This window comes from Halomonas sp. HG01, from assembly GCF_000968715.2.
Classification (GTDB): domain Bacteria; phylum Pseudomonadota; class Gammaproteobacteria; order Pseudomonadales; family Halomonadaceae; genus Halomonas; species Halomonas halophila.
Genome location: NZ_CP022134.1, coordinates 2,185,846 through 2,202,742, shown reverse-complemented (window position 1 = coordinate 2,202,742; position 16,897 = coordinate 2,185,846). Strand labels below are relative to the sequence as shown.

Sequence of the window (16,897 nt, the reverse complement as noted above, 5' to 3'; positions counted from 1 at the left end):
GACCGTCAGGGCTGGCCTCCGGGCCAGCCCTGATTGGTTCCGCCGCCCGATATGCCTCCCGTCAGGCGGCATATCAGGCGACGGCACCCTTCAGTGGCAGCCCTTCCCGGGGATCACTGCGGCGCTGACGTGGTCCCAGGGGCAACACCCTTTCTGCGAACTCGATGGAGCACTCTATGGGCACCTTTCTCGTGGTACTGGTCTTCATGCTGGTGATCATGGCCGCCATGGCCATCGGCGTCATCGTCGCCCGGAAGCCGATCGCCGGCAGCTGCGGCGGACTCAACAAGCTCGGCCTCAAGGAAGGCTGCGAGGTCTGTGGCGGCCAGGACGAGGTCTGCGAAGAGGAAAATCGCAAGCGCCAGGGCGGTGCTCGCCGCCGCAGCGACGAGAGCCGCGGGGCGGATCTCGGCTACGACGCGACCCGCCGCTAGTCGCATCGGACCCATCCGGGCGAGGGGCGAGGAGCGACGTGGCAGGGCTCCTCGCCCTTTCGCGTTTCGGGAAGTCGATGACGACCGTTCCCCGTCTTTTTCAGGCAAACAGGAGAGCGAAGGCTTCATGGCAGTCCATAACTACGATGTGGTGGTGATCGGCACCGGGCCGGCCGGCGAGAGCGCGGCCATCAATGCGGCCAAGCACGGCAAGCGCGTGGCGGTGGTGGAGAAGCAGCCCGTGGTGGGCGGCAACTGCACCCACTGGGGCACGATTCCCTCCAAGGCGCTGCGCCACCAGGTCAAGCAGATCCTGTCGTTCAACACCAATCGTATGTTCAGGGACATCGGCGAGCCGCGCTGGTTCTCGTTTCCGAAGGTCATGGAGCGTTCCCGCGTCACCATCGACCAGCAGGTGGCGATGCGGACCAACTTCTATGCGCGCAATCGCATCGATCTGTTCAGCGGCGTGGCGCGCTTCAAGGACGCCCATACCCTGATCGTGCGCGGCGAGGGCGAGAGCGCCGACGAGCTGGTAGCCGAGCGGATCATCATCGCCACCGGCTCGCGGCCCTACCGGCCAGCCGACATCGATTTCAAGCACCCGCGCATCTACTGCTCGGACACCATCCTCGGACTCAACCACACCCCGCGCACCATGATCATCTTCGGCGCCGGCGTGATCGGCTGCGAATACGCCTCGATCTTCTCGGGCCTTGGGCTCAAGGTCGATCTGATCAACAGCCGCGACAGCCTGCTGTCGTTCCTCGATGACGAGATCAGCGATGCGCTGTCCTACCACCTGCGCAAGCACGGGGTGCTGATCCGCCACAACGAGGAGTACGAGCGGGTCGAAGGCGACGAGTCCGGCGTGACCGTGTACCTCAAGTCCGGCAAGCGGCTGCGCGCCGACGCCTTCCTGTGGGCCAACGGCCGCACCGGCAACACCGACGAGCTGGGGCTGGAAAACGTCGGCCTCGAGGCCAACGGCCGCGGCCAGCTGCAGGTCGACGATCACTATCGCACGGCGATTCCGCATATCTATGCCGCCGGCGACGTCATCGGCTGGCCGAGCCTCGCCAGCGCGGCCTATGACCAGGGGCTGAATGCCTGCGACGGGCTGCTTGACCGCGAGTATCGCTACGTCACCGAGGTACCGACCGGCATCTACACGATTCCGGAGATCAGCTCCTTCGGTCGCAACGAGCGCGAGCTTACCGAGGCCAAGGTGCCCTACGAGGTGGCGCAGGCGTTCTTCAAGGACACCGCCCGGGCGCAGATCACTGGCGACACGGTGGGCATGCTCAAGATCCTCTTCGATCAGGACACGCTGGAGATCTACGGTATCCACTGCTTCGGCGACCAGGCCTCGGAAATCGTCCATATCGGCCAGGCGATCATGCAGCAGGAGGGCGAGGCCAACACCCTCGAGTACTTCGTCAGCACCACCTTCAACTACCCCACCATGGCCGAGGCCTATCGGGTCGCGGCACAGAACGGGTTGAATCGGCTGTTCTGACGGCTGCCGGGAAGTCGTCGGCCGCATGAGACGACGGCGCCCCTCGGGGCGCCGTCGGTCGTTCATGCCAGTGATTGACGTAAGTCGTTGAGATCAGGCATCGGCGGGTGGCTCGCGATCCTGGTACCCGTAACACGGCGGTGAGCTGGGCTCTCGATCCAGGGCATCCTCTTCCTCCAGTGCCCTCAGCAGCGCCTCGCGCAGGATCGTCAGATAGGAGTCGTCCAGCTCACGGACGGCCGTGAGCAGCGTCAGGCGTCCGGCCCTGGCGTGGCGCATGAGTGGCACGAGGACGTCAGGATGGTCGCGCAGTTCGCCGCGATAGCGTACCGCGAACACGGCATCGCTGATCTCCCCCTCGTGGAACTGGCGCCGCAGGGTGGGCGAGGGCGAGGCATCGCGATACCAGTCGGCCAGCGCCAGCGACTCGCGGCGCTTGCCACGCGGCCACAGCCTGTCGACCAATACCCTGGCGCCGTCGTCGGGCTCGGGTGCCTGGTAGATCCGTTTGAGGACGATATCCGCGCTCATGCGTCACTCTCCGTCTCCAGCGCCTGTCGTTCCTGTCGGGCGCGTGCCTGCCAGGGGCCGGGCAGTGTCGCGGCACGAGACAGGGCCGTCCGGGCGGTGTCGAGGCGCCCCTGATCGGTGGCGACGATGCCCAGGTTCAGCCAGGCCGGCGCGAGCTCCGGGTCCGCGTCGACCGCGGCCTGAAAAGCCCTCATGGCGCCGTCGGCGTCGCCGGTGGCGTGTCGCGCGTTACCCAGAGCGAAGCGCACCGTGGCGGCCTTGGGATGGCGCTCGGCCAGGGCCTGCCAGGCGGGCAGGGCGTCCTCGCTCCCGTTCAGGGTCTCGAAATCGGCGATGGCCTGTGTGGCATTCTCGACTCCGGCATCGGCCGGCAGTTCGCCGGGCGGCAGGGCGACGAAGGCCCAGCGGTCGCTGCGTGCCCAGGTGGCATCGAAACGGCCGAAGTCGATGGCGCGCTCCGGTGTCATGCCGGTATGCAGCACCAGCTCCTCGGCCGGCAGGTCGTAGCCGATGGCGACGGCATAGTGCCACTGGGGCCAGGCCGGTAGTGACAGGTTCTGCATCACCACCACCGGATGGCCGGCGGCGAGCTCATCGAGCAGGCCCGCGAAGCCTCCGTCGAGGCGGAAGGGAATCAGCCCGTGGCGGCGCACCGTGGCCAGCATCTCCGGCTGTACGCTGCCGTCGCGGCCGGGCAGGAAGACCTGGGGGATCAGCTCGTTCACGCTCACGTCGAGGCCGGTGGCCTCGAGGGCCATGGCCAGCGAGGCCGGGCCGCACTGGTAGTCGCGCTGGCCGTGGAAGGGCACCGCCTCGTTGATTGTCATCGACGGCAGTGCCTGGCGGGTGGCGGGGGAAAACGACGGGGCGGTGGCGCAACCCGTCAGCAGCAGAAGCGTCAGCACCAACGCAAGAACGCCCGCGGGGCGGGCGTTCTTGCGTCCGGCTGTAGAGGATAGGCCGGTCATGGGGAACTCCCGGCTTAGCGGGTGAACGGGTAGACGTCGGTGAGGCCGAGGATGTCGGTCACCAGCAGGATGATGAAGACCGCGAACAGGGCACCGACCACGCCGGCGCCGGCGGGCATCTGGTCGAGGCGGTCTGCCATCTCGCGGGCCTCGGCATCGGACAGGGCGGCCACGCGGTTTTCCACCTCGGCCGGGGAGACGCCCTGGAGCAGCAGCTGCTGCTGCACGTCCTCGCGTGCCAGGACCCGGCGGATCTTGTCGCGATCCTGCTGGCTGGCCTGGGCGTCGAGCACAGAGGTGGTGCCGACCAGCCCCTGGTCGGCGGCAGGCACGGCGGCCACGGCCGGCAGGCTGCCGAGCACCAGGGCGAGGATCAGGAGCGGGCTTAAGAGTCGGGTGAGTCGTTTCATGCTGGCATTCCTTGTGTATCGGGATGGTCCGGCTCGGTGTCGCTCCACATGGGCGTCCTTGCGCCATGCCGGCGGCGATGCGGGGACAGTATAGGGGATAAGGGCGGCCGGTTTCACGCTTGGGCGTTGATTTCCAACCGGTTGCGTCCGTTCTGCTTGGCACGGTAGAGGCCCCTGTCGGCGCGCGAGTAGAGCTGAGCCAGCGTGTCCCCGCCGCCTCGGGTCGTGGCCAGGCCCAGGCTGATGGTCAGCCGTTGCTCGCCGGCCTGGCCGGGCAGGGGCAGGCCGGCCGTGGCCTCGCGCAGCCGTTCGCCCAGTTGTCGGGCGCCCTCCAGGCCGGTGTTCGGCATCAGCACGGCGAACTCCTCGCCGCCCAGTCGTGCCACCAGATCCGATTCCCGCCCCAGGCGGGCGAACTCGGCCGCCACGGCCTGCAGCACCGCATCGCCGGCCGGGTGGCCGTAGCGGTCGTTGATCCGCTTGAAGTGGTCGAGATCGATCAGCAGCAGGCTCAGCTCGCCGCCGTCGCGCCGGTTGAGCTCGAGATAGCGTTCCGCGACCTCCCACAGGCGGCGGCGATTGGCGAGCCGGGTGAGCTCATCGGTGACGCTCAGTTCGCGCAGCGACCGCCACTGGCGATGGATGCGTGCCAGCGCCAGCATCAAGGCGGCGGCCACCAGCAGCACCAGGATGACCAGCAGGACCACCGCCAGACTCAGCCATTTCATCAGTCGCTGCTGATCGGCGGCGGCACGGTGAACATCCTCCAGCAGGCTGCTGTAGGTCCAGGCGAGCGTGCTCTCCAGCTCGTGCCCCAGGCGATGAAGCTGCGGGACATCCATGTGGGTGCCACCGTCCGGCGCAGCGATCACCGATGCCAGCCGTTGGTACAGGGTTTCCGCCTGCGAGAGTTCGGCGAGCATGGGCGCATAGCGCGCCTCGCCGATCTCGCTGCGCGAGAGGCCCTGGCGGATGGTGCCGATCCGCTCGGGGACGCGCGCCACCAGGCTGGCGATCCGCGTCAGATGCCAGCGATGGTGGGGGTGGTTGCGCAAGGCGTTCAGCTCGAGCCGAAGCTCGGCGGTGTCTTCCTGGGCGCGCACCAGGTCGCCGGCCAGGGCCGAGTAGTCGGCCCCAAGGTGGCGACCGGCCTGGAGGCTGAAGGCGCCGGCCACGATGGCGCCGAGCGCCGCCAGCAGGCAGAAGCCCGCCAGCAGGCCGGAGCGCAGGCCGGGAGCCGGGGTCACCGCGCCTGGATTTCGCCGATGGCCCAGATCCACTGGCTCATCGGCGCTTCACCGGTCAGTGTCGCCTCGGCATCCGCCGGTACGATCAGCATCAGCGGCCCCAGCTCCTTCGGCGTGAGGGGATCGCCGTCCAGACGCGTGGCCAGCAGGAAACGCCGGGCCTCGCGATCGGCAGGCGTGAGGAAGCTGGTGTAGTCGTCCAGGGCGATGAAGCGCAGCCGTGAGGCCTCGTCGAGCTGCTGGTCCTCGAGGAAGTCATCCAGCCAGACGCCGCTGAAGGTGCCTTCGGGGCCTTCGAAGTGGCGCATCGTCACCTGGCCGGCGTCGCTTCGCTCGATCTCCTCGAGGGTCAGCTGGCGCGTCTCGGTACCGGTGCGGATGTCCAGGATCGGTTCTGCCGCCGACGCGACGGCGGGGCAGAGGGCGGCGGCGAGCAGGGCGGAGAGCATCAGGCGTCGTGGGAACATCGTGCAATGCCTCAACAAGGGGATGCCGATTATCATACCCCGAAGTCTGGTGCCTGTGGGCGTGGAGACCGTGCCCTGTCGATTCAACCGACGCGGTAGGAGTGAGGCGACTCGGCCAGCAGGCCGCGACCGCCGGCGAGCGTCAGGGCCAGGTCGTGCAGGCCCTCCCACAGCGGGATGGGGCTGGCGCCCTTGATCGCCAGATCCAGGCGCTGGGCGAACAGCAGCAGCTTGTGCAGGCGCTTCATGGGCAGGCGTTTCAAGGCCTGCTGGTAGGCAGGGCGGCGCTTGTCGAAGATCGGCGGCTTCTGTGCCTTGCAGGCGTGCTCCAGGCTCTGGCCCTGATCGAGATGCTGATGCAACGACAGCAGCAGCCGCAGCTCTCGGGTCAGCGCCCACAGCACGATCGGTGGCTCGACGCCCTCGCCGCGCAGGCCGGTCATGATCCGCGAGACCCGTGCCCGCTCGCCCTTGAGGCAGGCGTCCATCAGCGTGAAGACGTCGAAGCGCGCGCTGTCCTCCACGCCACCGGCGACCTGCTGGGGAGCGATGCGGGCGCCGGGCGGCGAGAGCAGGGCGAGCTTCTGCAGCTCCTGGTCGGCGGCCAGCAGGTTGCCCTCGGTGCGCTCGCCGAGCAGGCGGGCGGCATCGAGATCGAGGTTCAGGCCGTGGTGCGAAGCGCGATCGCGCAGCCAGAAGTGCAGACGCGAGACGTCCACCGGCCACACCGGGACGAACAGGCCGGCCTTGTCGAGCGCCTTGAACCAGGCGCTCTTCTGCTCGCGGTAGTCGAGCTTGCCGGCCGCCACCAGCAGCACGTTGTCGCTGTCGGCCATGCCCTCGGCGTACTCGCGCAGCGCCTTGGCGCCTTCCTGGCCTGGCTTGCCGTTGCCCAGGCGCAGTTCGATGAGCTTGCGCGAGGCGAACAGCGACAGGCTGGCGGACGCCTCGGTCAGCCGCCCCCAGGCGAAGTTGGCCTCGACGTGGAGCACCTCGCGTTCTTCGATACCCGCCTGGCGCGCCGAGGCCCGCACGGCGTCACAGGCCTCGCGGTGCTGGAGGGGCTCGTCGCCGGCGACGATCACCACCGGCGGCAGCGATTTGGCCAGCGCCGGCTCGAGCTTGTCGGGAAAGACCTTCACGACGACCTCAGTTCGGTGACAGGGCGCGCAGGCGATCCATCAGCCGCCGGACGCCTTCCCGACGCAGCCGCTCGGAGGCCGCTTCACGCAGCTCGTCGCCGACCAGCAGGTTGCTGTCGCTGATCGAATAGCGCTCGCTGACCTCCACGACCTGCTGGTCGAGCCGGTAGGCGCCGTCGCGACGGCGCTGGACCGAGAAGGGCACGCTCAGGGTCAGCTCGCGCTCCTGGCTGCCGCTGCTGAGCACGCCCAGGCGCTGTTCCTCGATGCGCTCGGCGCCGAGGTTGAGCACCATCGGCGCGTCGTCGCGGACCGCCACGCCGGCGGACTCGAGCCGCCGGGTGACCTGGCGCGAGAACTCGCCGGAGGCGCCGGCCACGGCCAGCGCCTCCAGGTCCAGGGCCGGCTCGTCGAAGCCGCGCAGCCGGAAGCCGCAGCCGCCGAGGGTGAGGCCGGCGGCGCCGGCCAGGGTGAAGCGCAGGAAGTCACGCCGTTGCATTTGGCTCTCTCCTTGGCCGGCGGTCGGCTCAGCCGACGACGATGTTGACCAGCTTGCCCGGGACCACGATCACCTTGCGCACCGTCTTGCCCTCGAGGTGGCGCTGGACGTTCTCGGCGGCCATGGCCTGGGCCTCGATGGCGGCCTTGTCGGCCTCGGCCGGCACCTCGAGACGAGCGCGCAGCTTGCCGTTGACCTGCACCACCAGCTCGATGGTGTCCCGGGCCAGGGCGGACGCGTCGACGGCCGGCCAGCGGGCGTCGATGGCCGGCTCGTCATGGCCCAGATCGGCCCACAGCGCATGGCAGGCGTGGGGGGTGATCGGCGCCAGCAGCAGCACGCAGGCCTCGACGGCCTCGCGGGACACGGCCAGGCCGAGCGGGCTTTCATCCTCGAACTTGCCGATCGCATTGGTCAGCTCCATCACCGCGGCGATGGCGGTGTTGAAGGTGGTGCGCCGGCCGATGTCGTCGCTGGCCTTCTGGATGGTCTCGTGGGTCTTGCGACGCAGCTCGCGCTGGGCGTCGTTCAGGGCGTCGACGTCGAGCTGGCCCGGCGTGCCGGCCTCGACGTGCTCGGCCACCATTCGCCACAGGCGCTTGAGGAAGCGATGGGCGCCCTCGACGCCGGAGTCGGACCACTCGAGGGACTGCTCGGGCGGCGCGGCGAACATCATGAACAGGCGCACGGTGTCGGCACCGAAGCGGTCGATCATCGCCTGGGGGTCGACGCCGTTGTTCTTGGACTTCGACATCTTCTCGATGCCACCCATCTCCACCGGCTGGCCGTCTGCCTCGAGCACGGCGCTCAGCGGCCGTCCCTTGTCGTCGCGCTGGACGGTGACATCGGCCGGGTTGAACCACTCCTTGCCGCCGTTGGCCTCGGGACGGTAGAAGGTCTCGGCGATCACCATGCCTTGGGTCAGCAGGCGCTGGAACGGCTCGTCGGACTCGACCAGGCCGAAGTCGCGCATCAGCTTGTGGAAGAAGCGCGCGTAGAGCAGGTGCAGGATGGCGTGCTCGATGCCGCCGATGTAGAGGTCGACCGGCAGCCAGTAGTTGGCGCGTTCGTCGAGCATGGCCTCCGGGTTGTCGGCGCAGGCGAAGCGCGCGTAGTACCAGGAGGATTCCATGAAGGTGTCGAAGGTATCGGTCTCGCGCACCCAGCCGTCGCCCAGATCGCTGAACTCGGGCATCTTCTTGAGCGGCGAGCCGGAGGCGTCGACGGTGACTTCCAGCGGCAGGGCGACCGGCAGCTCGTCGTCGGTGAGCGGCACGGTCTGGCCCTCGGGGCCGTACTTGACCGGGATCGGCGCGCCCCAGTAGCGCTGGCGGGCCACGCCCCAGTCGCGCAGGCGGAAGTTGGTCTTGACCTCGCCGTGGCCTTGCTCGGCCAGGCGGGCGGCGATGGCGTCGAAGGCCGCCTGGAAGTCGAGGCCGTCGAACTCGCCGGAGTTGATCAGCACGCCGTGCTCATCAAAGGCGCCCTGGCTGAGGTCCGGTGTCTGGCCGTTGTCGTCGGCGATGACCGGCTCGATGGGCAGCGCGTACTTGGTCGCGAACTCCCAGTCGCGCTGGTCATGGGCGGGGACGGCCATCACCGCGCCGGTGCCGAACTCCATGAGCACGAAGTTGGCCACGTAGACCGGCACGCGACGCCCGGTGAGCGGGTGCACGGCCTGGTAGCCGGTGGCCATGCCCTTCTTTTCCTTGGTGGCGAGCTCGGCCTCGGAGGTGCCGCCGTGGGCGCACTCCTCGAGGAAGTCGGCCAGCTCGGCATTGCCCTCGGCGGCGGCCTTGGCCAGTGGATGCCCGGCGGCCACGGCGAGATAGGTCACGCCCATCAGCGTGTCGGGGCGAGTGGTGTAGACGCGCAGTGGCTCGAGGGCGTTGTCGTCATGGTCGGCGACGTCGAAGGCCAGCTCGACGCCCCTGGACTTGCCGATCCAGTTGCGCTGCATGGTCTTGACCTGCTCGGGCCAGTCGACCTTGTCGAGATCCGCCAACAGCTCATCGGCGTAGTCGGTGATCTTGAGGAACCACAGCGGGATGTCCTTGCGCTCGACCGGCGCGCCGGAGCGCCAGCCGCAGCCGTCGATCACCTGCTCGTTGGCCAGCACGGTCTGGTCGACCGGGTCCCAGTTGACCGTGGACATCTTCTTGTAGACCAGGCCCTTCTCGACGAGCTTGGTGAAGAACCACTGTTCCCAGCGATAGTAGTCGGCATCGCAGGTGGCGAACTCGCGGTCCCAGTCGTAGGCGAAGCCAAGCGCCTTGAGCTGGCCGCGCATGTAGTCGATGTTCTGGTAGGTCCACTCGCCGGGCGGCACCTGGTTCTTGATCGCCGCGTTCTCGGCCGGCATGCCGAAGGCGTCCCAGCCCATCGGCTGCAGGACGTTCTTGCCCTGCATGCGCTGGAAGCGGGAGACGACGTCGCCGATGGTGTAGTTACGCACATGCCCCATGTGCAGCTTGCCGCTGGGGTAGGGGAACATCGACAGGCAGTAGTACTTCTCGCGGCCGGCGTCTTCCACTGCCTTGAAGCAGGCGTTCTTCTCCCAGTACTGCTGGGCGTCGCGTTCGATTTCTCGGGGCTGGTATTGTGCGTCCATCGCTGTCTTCGGGTACCTTGCTAGTCGAGCGCGGCGCGCGTGGCGCGGCGCATGTCAGCGGGCCTTGTCCGGCGTCAGGGTTGGCCCCATTGATTGGGGGAAGCCATTGATTCGCCGACGGCATATCGTCTAAATGGAAGAACCTCTGGGGCGCAAGGATACCCCAGCACGGCGGGCGCCGGCTATGGTGGCGGCGCCGCGACCCCGATGCGGACAGGACACGGACAGGAGAACTGCGATGAGCGATCAACCGCAAGACCCCCATGAGGACCATCGCCTCAAGGATGCCTACGAACGCGTGCTGGAGCGGCTGCAGGAGGGCGCCGGCGAGCTGAACCGCGAGTCGTTGCAGAAGGAGCTCGACGAGGCGATCGAGTTCGAGGCCGAGGTGGAAGAGTTCACCCGGGATGAGCTCTCGCTGCTGCGCGCCTGGGTCGATCGCGACCTCAAGGAAATGCGCCACTACCTGAGCGCCGGCGGGCACAGCGTCGCCCACTGGTTGGGCGTCGATCTCTCGGTGCTGTCGCGCCGGGTGGTGGAGTCGCTGCTGTCGATCGCCGATCGCAGCCGGGTCGAACGCGAACGCCTGGAAGACGACCTCGAGGCCTCGCGGGCCGACTATACCGCCGGTGAAATGGCCGTGCCGGGGCGCATGGCCTGCACCCACTGCGACGCCGTGGTCGAGCTGAACGAGGTGGCCCGCCTCGAGCCCTGCCACCAGTGCGGCCACCGCTACTTCATGCGTGCGCCGCTGGACTGAGCCCACCGCCCCCTGAGGCCGATCCAGCGCTCAGGGGGTATTTCTTTCTGCCCGTGTTTTAAGGTGATGTCAGAAAGTTGGCGAGCGAAGGTTAGGGCTAGCCCCCTTCCCGACGGGGCAACGCACTTCCCACCTCCCTGTGGGTCGCAAGGCAAAAATCAACGAGGAGGCGGACCGGGCTCGCGTGCGAGTTTACTTTGTGTAAATGAGTATTCCGACCGGGCTCGCGCACGAGGCGATTTTTAACGCCGTATAACCGAGCGTAGGCCTTTCTGGCGCGCCTTACGCCAGCCAGGTGATCATTCCCACCACCAGCGTCGCCATGATCAGCGCGTAGCGCAGATTCTCTCGCATCATCAGCCCGCCGCTGACGCCATAGCGCCCCTGCAGCGACAGGTTGATCCCCGACAGCGGCCCGACGCTGGTGCCCACCGCCCAGGCCGCCAGGGCGACGAAGGCGAACAGCGTCTGCTCCGACGCCGCCAGGTCCAGCACCGAGGCCAGCACCGAGACGCCGATGATCGGGTGCAGCCCGGCCACGGCGCTGACCACGATGGCGAGAAAGCTCATTATGGCCTCGCCCATGCCGAAGTGTGCGAACAGCGTCCAGCCGCCCTCGGTGGCGGCGTCGGCGAGCGTCGACAGTCCCTGGGTCAGCAGCCCCGCGCACAGGAACAGCGAGATCTCGCCGCGCATGGCCGGCAGTCGGGTCAGGGTGTGCTGGCGCAGGCGACCGGCGGTCCAGTGCAGGCCACGGGGCAGGTTGGCCGCCAGCGCCGCACCGGGCATCAGGAAGGTGATGATGGCGACGATGGAGAGCCCCGGCGTCAGCCCGAAGTGAAAGCCCATCACCAGCGCGGCCATCACCACCGGCAGCAGCAGGCTCCTCGGCGCCATCGAGAAGCCGGCGGTGTCGGTCAGGTCGAAGCGCCGCGGCAGCTCGATCAGGGTTACCAGTCCCGCACACAGCGCCAGCGGCAGGCCGTGGGCCAGCACGGTGGCGTAGTCCATGCCCGGCGCCAGGGTGATGACGATGCCCATGGAGGCGAAGAAGGGCGACCACAGCGCGGCGCTGGACAGCCCGCGGTTGAGCGCCAGCAGCTGGGGCGTGGTCAGCGGCGCGCGACGCGCCAGGCGGTCGCCGACCATGAACACCGTCGACAGGTTGAGGATGGTGCCGAGCAGGTGCACCCCGAGCCAGGTGCCGGCGAGGCCGCGACGCCCGGTGACCGGCGGCCCCGAAGGACGCGATCGGCCGCGACGATTGCCGATCAGGCCGATGAAGCTGACCCCCACCAGCATCGCTACCACCTGGGTGTTGGCGTCCAGCAGGTGCGGCCAGTCCACCCGGGCGCCGTAGACGAACGCCGCGAACAGCAGCAGGCCGACGCCGATGCCCGCCAGCAGCCCCGCCTGGCGGCGGTTGCGGCGAGGCAGGTCGGGCCACAGCAGGGCGGTGCCCAGCCACAGCGCCGGCCCGGTCAGCGCTTCGGCGGCGGGTAGCCAGGCGAGGCCCGCGATGCGCGACAGCAGCCCGACCAGGATCGCCAGGCCGGCCAGGGCATGGCGGAGGCCGACGCCGGATGAGGTCACTGCTTCGGTCTGGGCGGGCATTACGGGGTCCTGGCAGGCGAGAAGACAGGCTTCGCTCGGAAGCTCGACGGAAAATAGCATCCTAAGCAAGGCCAGCGGCAGCCTTCAAGTTGGCTGCTCCGGCCGCCATCTTATGTCGGCCACTGCAGTGCCGCGCCTTCACGGGCGGCCTCGAGGCGATCGAGCATCGCCCGGGCGGCGTTGGAGAGGGTGCGGCTGCGGTGCACCAGATAGCCCAGCGGGCGCCGGATCGGCGGGTGATCCACCTCGAGCACGTGCAGCTCTCCGGCCGCGAGGCCTTCCGGCAGCAGGCTCCAGCCCAGGCCGATGGCGGTCATCATCTTCAGCGTCTCGAGGTAGTTGGTGGACAGCGTCACCGGCAGGCGCAGGCCGGCGGCGGCGAAGCGCGACTCGATCAGCCCGCGGGTGAAGGTCAGCGGTCCCGGCAGCACGGCATCGAAGTCGCACAGCTCGCTCAGGGCCAGCGGGCCGCGCGCGGCCAGGGGATGATCGTGGGCGCAGACGAAGCACAGCCGGTCGATCCACACCGGCACTACCTGGAGCTGGGCGTCGGGATGCGGGGCCAGGGTGGCCACGGCGATTTCCAGCGTGCCGTCGAGCACGCCCTGGTAGGCCTGCTCGGAGTCCTCGAAGCGCAGGTCGAGCCGCACTTCGGGATGCTGGCGGGTATAGTCCTTGAGCAGCGGCGGCAGCCGGTGCAGGCCGATATGATGGCTGGTGGACAGCGTCAGGCTGCCTGCCACCTGGCCGTCCAGGTTGCCCAGCGCACGCCGGCTGTCGTCCACCATCACCAGGATCTGCCGGGCCCGGGGCAGCAGCAGGCGGCCGGCCTCGGTCAGCGTCACCCGGCGGCCGATGCGGTCGAACAGTCGCGCCCCGACCTGATCCTCGAGCACCGCGATGCGCTTGCTGACCGCCGGCTGGGTGAGATGCAGCTGCTCGCCGGCACGGGAGAAGCTGCCGCCGTCGGCCACGGCGAGGAAGGCCTGCAGGCTCTGGGTATCCATTCGGGCTCCAGCGTTGTGGGCGAAGGGGGAACTCTGTATTCCTTTATGGAATCCTTCGAATAAATAACATGAATTGCTTTTATGTGCGCGTCGCGGGACACTCACGCCAAAGCGCAACGCACAGAAATAGCGCCATGCGCCCCGACCGAGACAGACCATGGATCGTCGGCGGCGCCACAGACCGACCGGACACGCACAGGGCCCAGCGCCCGGGAGAACGAGATGGCAGGCCAGACCCTCTACGACAAGCTGTGGTCGCAGCACCTGGTGAAGGAGCGCGACGACGGTACCGCCCTGATCTACATCGATCGCCAGCTGCTCCACGAAGTGACCTCGCCCCAGGCCTTCGAAGGCCTGCGCCTGGCGAACCGCCGCCCGTGGCGGATCGACGCCAACCTGGCGACGCCGGACCACAACGTCCCGACCACTCTCAAGGAACGTGCCGAGGGCAACGCCGGTATCGATGATCCGGTGTCGCTGATTCAGGTCCAGACCCTCGATGACAACTGCAACGAGTTTGGCATCGAGGAGTTTCGCATCAACGACCCGCGCCAGGGCATCGTGCACGTGGTCGGCCCGGAGCAGGGCGCGACCCTGCCTGGCATGACCGTGGTCTGCGGCGACTCCCACACCGCCACTCACGGCGCCTTCGCGGCGCTGGCCCACGGCATCGGCACCTCCGAGGTCGAGCACGTGCTGGCCACCCAGTGCCTGCTGGCCCAGAAGATGAAGAACATGCAGGTGCGCGTCGAGGGCGAGCTCGGCGTCGGCGTCACCGCCAAGGACGTGGTGCTGGCCATCATCGGCGAGATCGGCACCGCCGGCGGCACCGGCTACGCCATCGAGTTCGCCGGCAGCGCCATCCGCGAGCTGTCCATGGAAGGCCGCATGACGGTCTGCAACATGGCCATCGAGGCGGGTGCCCGGGTCGGCCTGATCGCCGTGGACGACACCACCATCGATTACCTCAAGGACCGCCACTACGCGCCCAGCGCCGAGCAGTGGGAGGCCGCGGTGGCCGACTGGCGCGGCTTGGTGTCCGACGAAGGCGCCGACTTCGACAAGGTGGTGACCCTGAACGCCGCCGACATCGAGCCGCAGGTCAGCTGGGGCACCAGCCCCGAGATGGTCACCGGCATCGGCGGCGAAGTGCCGGATCCGGCCGAGGCCGCCGACGACACCGCGCGCACCGGCATCAGCCGTGCGCTGGAGTACATGGGGCTGGCGCCGAAGCAGAAGATCACCGACATCCGCCTGGACAAGGTGTTCATCGGCTCCTGCACCAACTCCCGCATCGAGGACCTGCGCGAGGCCGCCAAGGTGGCGCGCGGCAAGAAGGTCGCTGATTCTATCAAGCTGGCCATGGTGGTGCCGGGCTCCGGCCTGGTGAAGCAGCAGGCCGAGGCGGAAGGGCTCGATGCGATCTTCCGCGAGGCGGGCTTCGAATGGCGCGAGCCGGGCTGCTCCATGTGCCTGGCGATGAACGCCGACAAGCTCGGCGCCGGCGAGCACTGTGCCTCGACCTCCAATCGCAACTTCGAGGGTCGCCAGGGCTACGGCGGGCGTACCCATCTGGTCAGCCCGGCCATGGCCGCCGCCGCCGCCATCGCCGGCCACTTCGTCGACGTGCGCGACCTCGGCGCCGCCAATGACGCCACCCAGCAGCAGGAGGCCTGAGCCATGCAGAAATTCGAACGTCTCCAGGGCCTGGTCGCGCCGCTGGATCGCGCCAACGTCGACACCGACCTGATCATTCCCAAGCAGTTCCTGAAGTCGATCCAGCGCACCGGCTTCGGCGTCAACCTGTTCGATGAACTGCGCTATCTGGACGAGGGCCAGCCGGGGCAGGACTGCTCGCAGCGTCCGCTGAATCCGGACTTCGTGCTCAACCAGCCGCGCTACAAGGGCGCCAGCGTGCTGCTGGCGCGCCAGAACTTCGGCTGCGGCAGCTCCCGCGAGCACGCCCCCTGGGCGCTGGCCGACTTCGGCTTCCGGGCGGTGATCGCGCCGAGCTTCGCCGACATCTTCTACAACAACGCCTTCAAGAACGGCATCCTGCTGATCAAGCTCCCCGAGGAGCAGGTCGACCGGCTGTTCCGCGAGACCGAGGCCGAGGAAGGCTATCGCCTCGACGTCGATCTCGAGTCCCAGCGCATCATCACGCCGTCCGGCGAGGTCCTCGAGTTCGAGGTCGACGCCTTCCGCAAGCACTGCCTGCTCGAGGGGCTCGATGACATCGGCATCACCCTGCAGGACGAGGACGCCATCCGCGCCTTCGAACAGCAGCATCGCGCCGCGCGTCCCTGGCTGTTCCGCGATGAGGTCGGCGCCTGAGGCGGGATACAGAACGCGAGGGGCGCCGGGTCGAGTTGGCGCGAGGGTTTTTTGCCATGGTTGAGGCGACTCTTTCTGAGATCACCTCGCCTGATTGTCGACCGGCTCGTTTCTCAGAGATATGACGGCGGAGCGTCGGAGGCAGGTCAGAGAGGAGGTCCTGCGCCATGGATGGCGCCGGTAGCGCCCAGGGATGGGTTCACAGCGCCTCCTCGGCGGCCTGCCTCCGAGTCAGCTCCGCTTTCCCAGCAAGGAAGATACGATGACACGCAAGATTCTGGTTCTCCCGGGCGACGGCATCGGCCCGGAAATCACCGCCCAGGCCAGCCGCGTGCTGGCCGCCTGCCAGGCCCGCGGCCTCGACGTCGAGGTCGAGGAAGCGCCGGTCGGCGGCACCGCCTACGATCTCGAGGGCTCGCCGCTGCCCGAGAGTACCCTGGCCAAGGCCCGGGCCGCCGATGCCGTGCTGCTGGGCGCGGTGGGCGGTCCCAAGTGGGACAAGCTCGAGGACATCAGCAAGCGTCCCGAGAAGGGCCTGCTGGGCCTGCGCAAGGAGCTCGGCCTGTTCGGCAACCTGCGCCCGGCGCTGCTCTACCCGCAGCTGGCCGAGGCCTCCAGCCTCAAGCCCGAGCTGGTGTCCGGTCTCGACATCATGATCGTGCGCGAGCTCATCGGCGGCATCTACTTCGGCCAGCCGCGTGGCATCGAGGAGCGCGACGGCCAGCGGGTCGGCTACAACACCTACGTCTACTCCGAGGCCGAGATCGAGCGCATCGGTCGCGTCGCCTTCGAGATGGCCCAGAAGCGGGGCAAGAAGCTGTGCTCCGTCGACAAGGCCAACGTGCTCGAGGTCACCATGCTGTGGCGCGAGGTCATGGAGCGGCTGGCGCCGGAATACCCGGACGTCGAGCTGTCGCACATGTACGTCGACAACGCCGCCATGCAGTTGGTCCGCGCGCCCAAGCAGTTCGACGTGGTGGTCACCGGCAACATGTTCGGTGACATCCTCTCCGACGCCGCCGCCATGCTCACCGGCTCCATCGGCATGCTGCCCTCGGCCTCGCTCAACGAATCCGGCCAGGGCATGTACGAGCCCTGCCACGGCAGCGCCCCGGACATCGCCGGCCAGGGCCTGGCCAATCCGCTGGCCACCATCCTCTCGGTGGCCATGATGCTGCGCTACTCGCTGGGCGAGCCCGAGCTGGCCGAGCGCATCGAGGCCGCCGTGGGCAAGGTGCTCGACGATGGCCTGCGCACCGCCGATATCGCCGCCGAGGGCGCCCACCGCGTTTCCACCAGCGAGATGGGCGACGCCGTGCTGGCGGCCTTCGAGGCGCTCTGATCGCCTGACGGC

16 protein-coding genes are annotated in these 16,897 nt (G+C 68.4%); 6 read left to right on the top strand and 10 right to left on the bottom strand.

Annotated elements, in window-relative coordinates; genetic code table 11:
• Window positions 1-176 precede the first annotated feature (176 nt).
• A complete protein-coding gene (nqrM, locus tag UN84_RS10405; RefSeq protein WP_046080208.1) occupies window positions 177-434 on the top strand; it encodes a (Na+)-NQR maturation NqrM in 258 nt (85 codons plus the stop codon).
• 127 nt (window positions 435-561) lie between these two features.
• Entirely contained in the window at window positions 562-1,953 is a 1,392-nt protein-coding gene (sthA, locus tag UN84_RS10400) for a Si-specific NAD(P)(+) transhydrogenase (RefSeq protein ID WP_046080209.1), read from the top strand.
• A gap of 93 nt (window positions 1,954-2,046) precedes the next feature.
• Here the strand turns inward: sthA and UN84_RS10395 are convergent, their stop codons facing one another.
• The 8 genes from UN84_RS10395 to leuS form a co-directional block, all read right to left on the bottom strand.
• Window positions 2,047-2,484, bottom strand: coding sequence for a DUF488 domain-containing protein (locus UN84_RS10395; RefSeq protein WP_046080210.1), 438 nt, complete (start codon window positions 2,482-2,484; stop codon window positions 2,047-2,049).
• Window positions 2,481-3,452 carry a PA2778 family cysteine peptidase gene (locus UN84_RS10390; RefSeq protein WP_046080211.1) on the bottom strand — a complete coding sequence of 324 codons (972 nt, stop codon included), beginning with the start codon at window positions 3,450-3,452 and terminating at the stop codon, window positions 2,481-2,483. Before UN84_RS10390 ends, UN84_RS10395 begins: the two co-directional genes overlap by 4 nt.
• A 14-nt stretch (window positions 3,453-3,466) precedes the next feature.
• Window positions 3,467-3,862, bottom strand: coding sequence for a PA2779 family protein (locus UN84_RS10385; RefSeq protein ID WP_046080212.1), 396 nt, complete (start codon window positions 3,860-3,862; stop codon window positions 3,467-3,469).
• Window positions 3,863-3,975: 113 nt separating this feature from the next.
• Window positions 3,976-5,109, bottom strand: coding sequence for a GGDEF domain-containing protein (locus UN84_RS10380; RefSeq protein ID WP_052719402.1), 1,134 nt, complete (start codon window positions 5,107-5,109; stop codon window positions 3,976-3,978).
• The gene (locus UN84_RS10375) at window positions 5,106-5,576 is read right to left on the bottom strand and encodes a molybdopterin-dependent oxidoreductase (protein WP_146612983.1); all 471 of its coding nucleotides are present in this window, start codon (window positions 5,574-5,576) and stop codon (window positions 5,106-5,108) included. Before UN84_RS10375 ends, UN84_RS10380 begins: the two co-directional genes overlap by 4 nt.
• An 83-nt stretch (window positions 5,577-5,659) precedes the next feature.
• Window positions 5,660-6,718 carry a DNA polymerase III subunit delta gene (gene holA, locus UN84_RS10370; RefSeq protein WP_046080213.1) on the bottom strand — a complete coding sequence of 353 codons (1,059 nt, stop codon included), beginning with the start codon at window positions 6,716-6,718 and terminating at the stop codon, window positions 5,660-5,662.
• Window positions 6,719-6,725: 7 nt separating this feature from the next.
• Window positions 6,726-7,217, bottom strand: coding sequence for an LPS-assembly lipoprotein LptE (locus UN84_RS10365; protein WP_035596101.1), 492 nt, complete (start codon window positions 7,215-7,217; stop codon window positions 6,726-6,728).
• Window positions 7,218-7,245: 28 nt separating this feature from the next.
• A complete protein-coding gene (gene leuS, locus UN84_RS10360; RefSeq protein ID WP_046080214.1) occupies window positions 7,246-9,828 on the bottom strand; it encodes a leucine--tRNA ligase in 2,583 nt (860 codons plus the stop codon).
• 238 nt (window positions 9,829-10,066) lie between these two features.
• Between leuS and UN84_RS10355 the strand changes: the two genes are divergently transcribed.
• Complete coding sequence (locus UN84_RS10355) at window positions 10,067-10,588, top strand: zinc ribbon-containing protein (RefSeq protein WP_035596095.1); 522 nt, start codon at window positions 10,067-10,069, stop codon at window positions 10,586-10,588.
• A 282-nt stretch (window positions 10,589-10,870) separates the two neighbouring features.
• On the opposite strand, the gene UN84_RS10350 is transcribed toward UN84_RS10355, so the two are convergent.
• Window positions 10,871-12,202 (bottom strand): hypothetical protein, encoded by a 1,332-nt coding sequence (locus UN84_RS10350; protein ID WP_046080215.1) that lies wholly within the window; start codon window positions 12,200-12,202, stop codon window positions 10,871-10,873.
• A gap of 110 nt (window positions 12,203-12,312) precedes the next feature.
• On the bottom strand, window positions 12,313-13,209 hold the full coding sequence (locus UN84_RS10345; protein ID WP_046080216.1) for a LysR family transcriptional regulator: 897 nt from the start codon (window positions 13,207-13,209) through the stop codon (window positions 12,313-12,315).
• A 222-nt stretch (window positions 13,210-13,431) separates the two neighbouring features.
• On the opposite strand from UN84_RS10345, the gene leuC reads away from it, so the two are divergent.
• From leuC to leuB, 3 genes are all read left to right on the top strand, one after another.
• On the top strand, window positions 13,432-14,886 hold the full coding sequence (leuC, locus tag UN84_RS10340; RefSeq protein ID WP_046080217.1) for a 3-isopropylmalate dehydratase large subunit: 1,455 nt from the start codon (window positions 13,432-13,434) through the stop codon (window positions 14,884-14,886).
• A gap of 3 nt (window positions 14,887-14,889) precedes the next feature.
• A complete protein-coding gene (leuD, locus tag UN84_RS10335) occupies window positions 14,890-15,543 on the top strand; it encodes a 3-isopropylmalate dehydratase small subunit (protein WP_046080218.1) in 654 nt (217 codons plus the stop codon).
• A 262-nt stretch (window positions 15,544-15,805) separates the two neighbouring features.
• Window positions 15,806-16,885 (top strand): 3-isopropylmalate dehydrogenase, encoded by a 1,080-nt coding sequence (gene leuB, locus UN84_RS10330; protein WP_046080219.1) that lies wholly within the window; start codon window positions 15,806-15,808, stop codon window positions 16,883-16,885.
• Window positions 16,886-16,897 lie beyond the last annotated feature (12 nt).

Bases quoted from the DNA above. Each gene is read 5' to 3' on its own strand.
- leuS (WP_046080214.1), bottom strand. From the start codon at position 9,828: ATGGACGCACAATACCAGCCCCGAGAAATCGAACGCGACGCCCAGCAG.
- leuC (WP_046080217.1), top strand. From the start codon at position 13,432: ATGGCAGGCCAGACCCTCTACGACAAGCTGTGGTCGCAGCACCTGGTG.
- leuD (WP_046080218.1), top strand. From the start codon at position 14,890: ATGCAGAAATTCGAACGTCTCCAGGGCCTGGTCGCGCCGCTGGATCGC.
- nqrM (WP_046080208.1), top strand. From the start codon at position 177: ATGGGCACCTTTCTCGTGGTACTGGTCTTCATGCTGGTGATCATGGCC.
- UN84_RS10385 (WP_046080212.1), bottom strand. From the start codon at position 3,862: ATGAAACGACTCACCCGACTCTTAAGCCCGCTCCTGATCCTCGCCCTG.
- UN84_RS10395 (WP_046080210.1), bottom strand. From the start codon at position 2,484: ATGAGCGCGGATATCGTCCTCAAACGGATCTACCAGGCACCCGAGCCC.
- UN84_RS10375 (WP_146612983.1), bottom strand. From the start codon at position 5,576: ATGTTCCCACGACGCCTGATGCTCTCCGCCCTGCTCGCCGCCGCCCTC.
- leuB (WP_046080219.1), top strand. From the start codon at position 15,806: ATGACACGCAAGATTCTGGTTCTCCCGGGCGACGGCATCGGCCCGGAA.
- sthA (WP_046080209.1), top strand. From the start codon at position 562: ATGGCAGTCCATAACTACGATGTGGTGGTGATCGGCACCGGGCCGGCC.
- UN84_RS10390 (WP_046080211.1), bottom strand. From the start codon at position 3,452: ATGACCGGCCTATCCTCTACAGCCGGACGCAAGAACGCCCGCCCCGCG.
- UN84_RS10345 (WP_046080216.1), bottom strand. From the start codon at position 13,209: ATGGATACCCAGAGCCTGCAGGCCTTCCTCGCCGTGGCCGACGGCGGC.
- UN84_RS10350 (WP_046080215.1), bottom strand. From the start codon at position 12,202: ATGCCCGCCCAGACCGAAGCAGTGACCTCATCCGGCGTCGGCCTCCGC.
- UN84_RS10365 (WP_035596101.1), bottom strand. From the start codon at position 7,217: ATGCAACGGCGTGACTTCCTGCGCTTCACCCTGGCCGGCGCCGCCGGC.
- UN84_RS10355 (WP_035596095.1), top strand. From the start codon at position 10,067: ATGAGCGATCAACCGCAAGACCCCCATGAGGACCATCGCCTCAAGGAT.